The sequence below is a fragment of the Parapedobacter soli genome, assembly GCF_025460835.1.
Classification (GTDB): Bacteria; Bacteroidota; Bacteroidia; order Sphingobacteriales; family Sphingobacteriaceae; genus Parapedobacter; species Parapedobacter soli.
The window spans coordinates 82,273-90,705 of sequence record NZ_JAMXAY010000016.1 but is presented as its reverse complement, the minus strand read 5'-3'; the positions used below and the strand labels follow the sequence as shown (position 1 = coordinate 90,705).

Sequence of the window (8,433 nt, the reverse complement as noted above, 5' to 3'; positions counted from 1 at the left end):
TCCAGGTGATGTTGGCCCTGCTGGCCCAGTCGGTCCGGAAGGCCCACAAGGAGAGGTCGGTCCGGAGGGCCCCGCCGGGAGTGATGCTACGATTAACGGTGTTGCCGCCGGGGGCGACCTGTCCGGCACGTATCCGGATCCGCAGGTTTCTGGTCTTCAGGGCGTTGCGGTAAGCACAACCGCGCCCGCGGCAAACCAGTTTTTGCAGTTCAATGGGACGGAATGGGCGCCTGCGTCGCTAGGAGGCACCGGATTCGAACTGCCATTTGCTGCGGTTGAAAACGACGCGGTAACGCTTTTTTCCATTGCGAATGACGGTGATGGGGTCTCCATAGAGGGGATCAACAATACCAATACATCCAATGTCGCCGCCTTGAGGGGGATTGTGAGCTCAGCTTCGCCGGGGGGCTTTTCTGCAGCTGTCCGAGGGATCAATAATGGCACAGGCGGATTAGGCGTCGGTGTATGGGGTTCGCAGAATGGGTCCGGGTGGGGCGTATACGGCAGCACTCCTAATGGATTGGGCGTGTATGGGAACGCCTCCGCTAACGGAACGGGCGTCTATGCCAACAGCAACACTGGGACCGGGTTGACGGCAACCAGCAACAATGGAATTCCGGCAAGCATTTCAATCTTCAACAACGCCAACAATAATGCGGTCCTTGAGGCCAGTACGGCGGGAAATGGTACCGTAATAAATGTCGGCACCAGTGGAAGTGGGACAGGTGTGAGGGCTTCTACGGGCTCCGGCTTTGGCGTGCATGGCATTGCGTCGGCACAAACTTCAGCCGGTATCGTTGGCGACAACACAGGCGGCGGTGAGGCAATCGTAGGCCGGACCACCAGTAATGTTGCGGGAGCGGTAGTAGGCCGCAACGACGGTGGGGGTTATGGCGTGCGCGGCTTTGTCACCGGAAACGCATCGGGCACGGCTGTCGGCGTTTTGGGCCAGGTGGGGTTAAACAGTGGAATGGGGCGTGCGGGTAGGTTTGAGAACGTCAATCAATCAAACACACTAGGTAATACACTCGAAGTGGAAACCAATAGTACGGGGAACATTCCAGATAATACCCAAGGCAACGCCGCCTCGTTCTTGGTAGACAATACCAATAGCGTTGGCGCAGCGGTGCGCGGTGAGGTTAAGACCGCTTCCGGGAACTTCGGTGCGGCAGCACTCTTTGGGACCTCTTCCGGAACCGGGGGCTTTGCAGGGCTCTTCCACGCTTCAAACACCGAAGGCACCGGCCCAGCGGTGGTCGCCATGGCCGACGGCCATGGCAATGCGATTACCGCAAATGCCTCGAATGGCGGGAACGGATTGGAAACCTCGATTAATGGCGACGGCAATGCGGTGTATGCTTGGGTGCCAACATACGCTTCGGGGCGAGCGGGCCTGTTTGAGAATCTCAATACGGACAATCCAAGTGATGTGATTACCGTGACGCAGGCGGGCAACGGGATAGCTGGTAATTTCAAAGTAGACCGCATTGGGGGCACCTCGCCAGCGGTACGCGGCGAGGTGAATTCGATGCATGCCAATTGGGGCACCGCAGGGATCTTTGGAATTTCTTCCGGAACAGGAGGGTATGGAGGACTCTTCTATTCCTCTAACTCCCTAGGTAACGGCCCGGCAATATTTGCCGTTACCGAAGGCAGTGGAAATAGCATTACCGCGAATGCCAGTGGAAGCGGCGACGGCGTCGCAGCAACCGTGGACGGCGGCGGTACTGCTATTTATGGCCGGACCCGTAATCTCAGCACAGGCAGGGCTGGCCGGTTCGTGAATGCAAACCCGAGCAACGCCCAACCTACAGTGGATATCGCCACGGTGGGCAAAGGCACTGCGCTCCTGGTGGGTCACACGGGCTCCGCCGGCAATTTGGCGGTGTTTTACACCAACAATGACACCGTTGCCGTGATCGATAGAAACGGTAATGCGTTCTTCAGTGGCAGCGTGAGCGCCAGCGGTGCCGACATTGCCGAAGCGTTTGACGTGATGGGCAATTTTGAGGCCTATGAGGCCGGCGATGTTTTGGTAATCTCGGTGGATGAGGACCGTACCGTGGAGCGGTCGGCCGAGGCGTATTCCCCGCTGGTGGTGGGAGTGTATGCCACCAAGCCGGGGGTGCTGCTTACGGAAGAAGGGCCGGGTACCGACATTTCGGACAAGGTGCCCATGGGCGTGGTGGGGGTTATTCCCACCAAGGTATGCCCGGAAGGCGGCGCCATCAAGCGTGGCGACCTACTGGTTACTTCCTCCCTCCCCGGCGTGGCCATGAAGGCCGATCCCGATAAAGTGCGTGTGGGTCAGGTGATCGGCAAAGCACTGCAGGAATACAACGGCAACAGCGTCGGAAAAATCAAGGTACTGGTAAACGTCAAATAGCGTACCTTTGCGGGATGCGCATTATGGCTTTTGATTACGGTACGAAACGGGTCGGCATTGCGGTAACCGACCCGTTGCAGCTTATTGCCACAGCACTGAATACGGTGCATGCCCAAGATGTACTAGCGTATGTCAAAGCGTACATAGCCAATGAGGCGGTAAGCACGTTTGTGGTGGGTGAGCCCCGCCAGCTGGATGGTTCCGAATCCGAGTCGGCCCAGCATGTACGGGGTTTTATCCGGTCATTGCGGCGTGCATTTCCAGATATTCCCACCGAAACCATCGATGAGCGCTTTACATCGAAAATGGCGTCGGCGAGCATTGCCCAAAGTGGTCTAACGAAAAAGAAACGACAAGATAAAGCTCTCATCGACAGTGTTTCGGCCGTGCTTATCCTCCAATCTTACCTGGAAAGACGCGACTTTCAAGGATAACTTTTTACCTTTGATCAACTAGTAAGTGCACCATGGGCCACATCCACTTTTTCGCAGAAGACACGACGTATCGAGTAAAGCAGAAGCTAGCGTTGAAGCGTTGGATAAAAGCGACGATCGCTTCCGAGGGTTTTAAAGTTGGCGAAATCAGTATCGTCCTCTGCAGCGACACGTATTTACTGGCGATTAATAAACAATACCTTCGCCACGACACTTACACCGATATCGTAACATTTGATAGCAGCGAACAGGATGATACCATCGCGGGGGATGTTTTCATTAGCATTGACCGTGTGCAGGAAAATGCATTGAAATTCGGTGTGCCCGAGCGCGATGAACTGCATCGCGTCATCATCCACGGCATCCTGCACCTCTGCGGCTATGGCGATAAGCGGAAAGAAGACAAAGCGCGGATGACTGATAAAGAGGACTTCTATCTTTCTCGAAGAAGCCTGGCGGGCCTGTAAGAGAGACCCGCTAGGGGGTTCTTAGAATCGCTCGAACTGTGAGAAGAAGAAGTTGCCTTCTATTTCAGCGTTCTCGTCGGAGTCTGAGCCGTGGATGGCGTTCGCGTCGATGGATTTCGCGTATTTGTTGCGGATGGTCCCGGCTTCGGCTTTGCTCGGATCGGTGGCTCCGATCAGTGTGCGGAACTCTTCCACCGCATTTTCCTTTTCGAGGATAGCCGCTACAATGGGACCGGAAGTCATGAATTCAACCAATTCGCTGTAAAATGGCCGCTCTTTATGCACGGCATAAAACGCACCAGCAGTTTCTTTGCTCAGTTGGGTATATTTCATTGCCACCAGCTTAAAGCCGCCGGCAATGATATCGTTGAGTATAGCGCCCGTGTGGCCATTGCGTACGGCGTCGGGCTTAATCATGGTGAATGTTCTGTTCGTTGTTGCCATTTTTAAAAATTTTGCGCAAACATAGGGAAAGTTGTCTGCTTGTGCAAACCGGCTAAGATTGCACAATATGATTAATTAACACGGTGGATGTAATCAAATCGGCGCTTCAATGACGCCGCAATGAACCGTTTGGCCGAAAAATGGTTGCCGTTATATGAAATTTGACGGATGTGGCTCATAAAGTTGCGATTGTCGGCACTTTCTATCCTTGCTGTCGACTGTGGTGGAAGGAAGAAACTCACCGTCGAGTCGGAACGATGCGTTATCCTAAGTGAAGTTCTCCGGTCGTCCTTCCGGTATTGTCTCGGATTGCAGATTCGCCGCACGTAATCCATTTGGCTGGCCCTCGCGGCAAATTCGGCTGCTGGAATTTTATAGGTAACCGTAACGGATAGGCTTTCGTTAGATCGGTTTTGGATAAAAAGCTCGGATAAAAACGAACACCCCGAAAACGTCAGGTACAGTATAACCGCGATAACTAGTTTAATGGCGTTCACTTTTAGGCATTAATACGTGTTTTTTACGATAGGTAACCCAGTTGGCCAGGTGAGCTGGGAACACGTTTCTCCAAAAACTTCCCGTACATTTGTCTGACCATGGAAGTATACGTCATTGCCATTGGGCTCATTGCCCTCATCATCCTTATTATTGCTGTTGTGCTGTTCGTAAAGCGGTCACAGTCAGGAACCGATGCGCAAGAAGTGGCACGATTGCGTACGGAAAAGGAAGTGCTGACCATTGATTTGGCCCGTGCGCGACAGCACGCCGAAAGTCTCATCGCAGAGAGCGATCGTGTGGCAGCCCTGTTTAAAGAAGAGCAGCAGCGGCTGCGGGAAGAACTGCAGCAAACGCGCGAGCAGCTGGCGAAGGCGGATAAGTCCCTGGAAAGCGGTCGTGCCTATTACCAGTCCCAACAGGAGCGGCTGGAGGCACAGAAGGAAGAGATTGAAATCATCAAAAAGCAATTCAATACAGAGTTCCAGGTCATCGCCAACAAAATTCTGGACGAGAAAACGCAGAAATTTACCGAAACCAACAGCAAGTCGCTCGACCAGATATTGGCGCCATTGAAAGATAAAATAAAAACATTTGAGGAAAAGGTCGATAAAACCTACCAGCATGAAGCTGCCGAGCGGAACTCGCTGAAGGGCGTGGTGCAACAGTTGATGGAACAGAGCCTGCGTATTAAGGATGAGGCCAACAGCCTGACGCGTGCATTGCGCGGCGACAGCAAGAAACAGGGCAACTGGGGAGAGGTCATCCTGGAGCGGGTGCTGGAACGCTCGGGGCTGGTGAAGGACAGCGAATACCGGCTACAGGCCTCAATGACAGACGATGAAGGAAGACGCCTCCAGCCTGACGCCATCATCGACCTTCCCGATGAAAAACACCTCGTGATAGACTCCAAAGTTTCATTGCTAGCCTACGAACGCTGGGTTAACGCCGACACGGATGAGGAGCGTGAACTCGCCGCCAAGCAGCATATCCAATCGGTGGAAAACCACGTGCGGGGTTTATCGGCCAAGAATTATCACGATCTCTACCAAATCAACTCGCCCGATTTCGTGTTGCTGTTTATGCCCATCGAATCAGCGTTCAGCATGTCTATCACCTATAAAGCTGACCTTTTCAGTGACGCGTGGGACCGCAAGGTCGTCATTGTCAGCCCGTCTACGTTGTTGGCCACACTACGCACAATCGCCAGCATGTGGAAACAGGAACGGCAGACACGTAACGTGCTCGAAATCGCCAAGGAGGCGGGGGCGCTGTATGATAAGTTCGTCGGCTTCCTGCAAGACATGGACAAGGTGGGCGAACAGCTCAACCGGGCCGTGCGCGCCCACGAAGAGGCCGCGAAGAAACTCGGAACGGGCCCCGGCAACGTGATCCGTAAAGTGGAGAAACTCAAGAAGCTAGGTGCCCGGGCGAGCAAGCAGATCAGCAGCCACCAGCTGGACGAGGGCGACTAGATGCCGCGGAACACGATGGTGGCGTTATGCCCGCCGAAACCGAAAGCATTGCTCATCGCTACATTGACTTTCCGTTCCAATGCGTCGCCGGTAACGATATGCATACCCTTTGGGATAGCATCATCCAAATGAACGGTATTGATCGTCGGGGGCACTACCTGGTGATTGATGGCCTTCACGGCCAGGATGGCCTCGATAGCGCCCGCAGCCCCCAGTAGGTGTCCTGTCATGGACTTCGTCGCGCTGATGCTAAGGTTTTCGGTATGCTTGAACGCTTTGCTTACCGCATTCAGCTCGCTGATGTCGCCCACCGGCGTTGAGGTGGCATGCGGGTTGAGGTAGTCGACGTCGCCTGCATGGATTCCCGCTTCAGCCAGCGCTAATTCCATCGCTTTGGAAGCCCCGCGACCCTCGGGATGCGGCGAGGTAAGGTGGTACGCATCGGCAGTCATGGCCGCCCCTACCACTTCGGCATAAATGTGGGCACCCCGCTTTTTGGCGTGTTCGTATTCTTCCAGCAACAAAGCCCCTGCGCCTTCGCCCATCACAAACCCATCCCGGTCGGTATCAAATGGCCGGCTGGCATGCTGCGGGTCGTCGTTTCGGGCCGACATCGCTTTCATCGCCGAAAAACCCCCGATGGAGGCCGGCGTGATGGGCGCTTCGGAACCACCCGTGATAAACGCTTTGGCCTTGCCCATCCGGATGTAGTTGAATGCATCCATGATGGCTGTGTTGGATGTGGCACAAGCTGAAACAGTGGTATAGTTGATGCCCTGCAACCCATATTTCATCGAAATCAAGCCCGATGCCATATTGATAATCAGGCGGGGCACGAAGAAAGGGCTGAAGCGGGGCACGCGCTCACCTTCAACGTATTGCGTAACTTCGTGCTCGAAAGTTTCCATACCCCCTTGGCCTACGCCCCAAATGACGCCTACATCAAACGGGTCGATAGACGAGAGGTCCAAGCCGGCGTCTTCCATCGCTTCCGAGGCAGCATACAGGGCATATTGCGTAAATAGGTCACTGCGCTTTATTTCATTCCTATCCAAGTACTTTTCCGGAGCAAATCCCTTTACTTCGCAGGCTATCCTGGTGCGGAACTGGCTGGCATCGAACCGGGTGATTGCCCCGGCCCCATTAGCGCCCTCGATGGCATGTCGCCAAAATGTCTTTACATCGTTCCCCAATGGAGTAACGGCACCCATTCCGGTAATAACCACTCTACTCATATCGTTGATTTTAGTTTGTCCATTTCCTCACTGGTACCTGTTGCATCGTATAAATTTTCGTGTTTGCAAAAAACAGGTCCAAAAAACCGGGGCAAAGATAGTAAGGATATATGGATTGGTATACTTTTGTTTTGGCCTGCGGTGTCTGGCCGGGTTCCGCTGCATAAGCGTAATGTAAAAAAGCAGGGCACAATTCGACCAGTCACCGAAAAACAATTACCTTAGACGAGCTGTTTCAAAGCGGAGGCGGCTTGGAGCGCCTATCAGATTTTGGAGCACCCAACAGATTAAGGAGTAAACCACCATGCGCGGCTACCACTTTTCGAAATTTATACCCAACGCACTTCCCAAGGGCGGTTTTGATGAGCTATTGAAGCTTTTCATGCAATTGCTGCAATACACGGCGGGCGATGCGGCGGAGGCATTGGCATGGCTCAACGAACTGGACAAGCAGTATGGGCTTACCGACGATGAATATGGAATAGGGGATTTTATCCAAGAACTCAAGGATAAAGGTTACCTCAGCGATGACCACGGCTCCGGTGAGATGAGGATTACGGCAAAAAGTGAGCAGGCTATACGCCAGTCGGCTCTCGAAGAGATTTTCGGGAAACTCCGTAAAAGTGGGAGAGGTAACCACAACAGCAACCTCTCGGGGTTGGGTGAAGAAAAGAATGCCGATCGCAGGGAATACCAATATGGCGACAGCTTGGACCAGATAGATATGACCTCATCGATCCATAATGCACAGATAAACCATGGCATCGGCAATTTCATGCTTACCGAGCGCGATCTGGAGGTAGAGGAGCGTGATTATAAAACACTGACCTCGACCGTGCTGATGATTGACATATCGCACAGCATGATCCTGTACGGTGAAGACCGTATCACGCCGGCCAAGAAGGTAGCGATGGCATTGGCCGAGCTGATCCGCACGCGTTACCCAAAAGACACGTTGGATATCGTTGTGTTTGGGAATGACGCGTGGCCCATAAGCCTCAAAGAACTCCCCTACCTGCAAGTAGGGCCATACCACACGAATACACTTGCCGGCTTGGAATTGGCAACGGATTTGCTGCGCCGGAGGAGAACACATAACAAGCAGATCTTCATGATCACTGACGGTAAACCGACCTGCCTGAAAGAAAATGGCCGTTATTATAAGAACAGTATTGGCCTGGACCGTAAAGTGGTGAACAAGACATTGAATATGGCCGCGCAGTGCAAGCGGCTGAACATCCCGATTACGACGTTCATGATTGCACGCGACCCATATTTGCAGCAGTTCGTCCGCCAATTTACAGAAACCAATGGAGGAAAAGCATTTTATAGCTCCTTGCAGGGGTTGGGGGAATATATCTTTGAAGACTATGTGCGTAATAGGCGGCGGACGGTGAGGTGATGGTTTTGCTGGCTCCGTACCACGGCTGGGTACTTCGTACCCCCGGCATGTTTGCGAGACCGGAAAAACGGTAGTCGCATAAGTAGGTAGTATAA

The 8,433-nt window shown here is 53.4% G+C and carries 8 protein-coding genes; 5 read left to right on the top strand and 3 right to left on the bottom strand.

Annotation, left to right across the window (positions count from 1 at the left end; genetic code table 11):
* From NGM62_RS09360 to ybeY, 3 genes are all read left to right on the top strand, one after another.
* Positions 1-2,386 (top strand): beta strand repeat-containing protein (locus tag NGM62_RS09360; RefSeq protein ID WP_262247415.1); only part of this gene is annotated, 2,386 nt, incomplete at its 5' end.
* 14 nt (positions 2,387-2,400) lie between these two features.
* Positions 2,401-2,820 carry a Holliday junction resolvase RuvX gene (gene ruvX / locus NGM62_RS09355; RefSeq protein ID WP_262247413.1) on the top strand — a complete coding sequence of 140 codons (420 nt, stop codon included), beginning with the start codon at positions 2,401-2,403 and terminating at the stop codon, positions 2,818-2,820.
* Positions 2,821-2,852: 32 nt separating this feature from the next.
* The gene (gene ybeY, locus NGM62_RS09350; RefSeq protein ID WP_262247411.1) at positions 2,853-3,287 is read left to right on the top strand and encodes an rRNA maturation RNase YbeY; all 435 of its coding nucleotides are present in this window, start codon (positions 2,853-2,855) and stop codon (positions 3,285-3,287) included.
* Between the two features lie 21 nt (positions 3,288-3,308).
* Here ybeY and NGM62_RS09345 read toward each other — a convergent pair whose 3' ends face one another.
* Both NGM62_RS09345 and NGM62_RS09340 read right to left on the bottom strand, forming a co-directional pair.
* A complete protein-coding gene (locus NGM62_RS09345) occupies positions 3,309-3,731 on the bottom strand; it encodes a nucleoside-diphosphate kinase (protein ID WP_262247409.1) in 423 nt (140 codons plus the stop codon).
* A 71-nt stretch (positions 3,732-3,802) separates the two neighbouring features.
* Complete coding sequence (locus NGM62_RS09340) at positions 3,803-4,228, bottom strand: hypothetical protein (RefSeq protein ID WP_262247408.1); 426 nt, start codon at positions 4,226-4,228, stop codon at positions 3,803-3,805.
* Positions 4,229-4,327: 99 nt separating this feature from the next.
* On the opposite strand from NGM62_RS09340, the gene rmuC reads away from it, so the two are divergent.
* Complete coding sequence (rmuC, locus tag NGM62_RS09335; protein ID WP_262247406.1) at positions 4,328-5,701, top strand: DNA recombination protein RmuC; 1,374 nt, start codon at positions 4,328-4,330, stop codon at positions 5,699-5,701.
* Here rmuC and fabF read toward each other — a convergent pair.
* Complete coding sequence (gene fabF / locus NGM62_RS09330) at positions 5,698-6,936, bottom strand: beta-ketoacyl-ACP synthase II (protein WP_262247404.1); 1,239 nt, start codon at positions 6,934-6,936, stop codon at positions 5,698-5,700. The two genes, rmuC and fabF, sit on opposite strands and share 4 nt — an antisense overlap.
* 304 nt (positions 6,937-7,240) lie before the next feature.
* On the opposite strand from fabF, the gene NGM62_RS09325 reads away from it, so the two are divergent.
* A complete protein-coding gene (locus NGM62_RS09325) occupies positions 7,241-8,338 on the top strand; it encodes a vWA domain-containing protein (protein WP_262247403.1) in 1,098 nt (365 codons plus the stop codon).
* Positions 8,339-8,433: the final 95 nt, after the last annotated feature.

Coding starts and splice junctions, on each gene's coding strand:
- ruvX (WP_262247413.1), top strand. CDS start 2,401: ATGCGCATTATGGCTTTTGATTACGGTACGAAACGGGTCGGCATTGCG.
- ybeY (WP_262247411.1), top strand. CDS start 2,853: ATGGGCCACATCCACTTTTTCGCAGAAGACACGACGTATCGAGTAAAG.
- NGM62_RS09345 (WP_262247409.1), bottom strand. CDS start 3,731: ATGGCAACAACGAACAGAACATTCACCATGATTAAGCCCGACGCCGTA.
- rmuC (WP_262247406.1), top strand. CDS start 4,328: ATGGAAGTATACGTCATTGCCATTGGGCTCATTGCCCTCATCATCCTT.
- fabF (WP_262247404.1), bottom strand. CDS start 6,936: ATGAGTAGAGTGGTTATTACCGGAATGGGTGCCGTTACTCCATTGGGG.
- NGM62_RS09325 (WP_262247403.1), top strand. CDS start 7,241: ATGCGCGGCTACCACTTTTCGAAATTTATACCCAACGCACTTCCCAAG.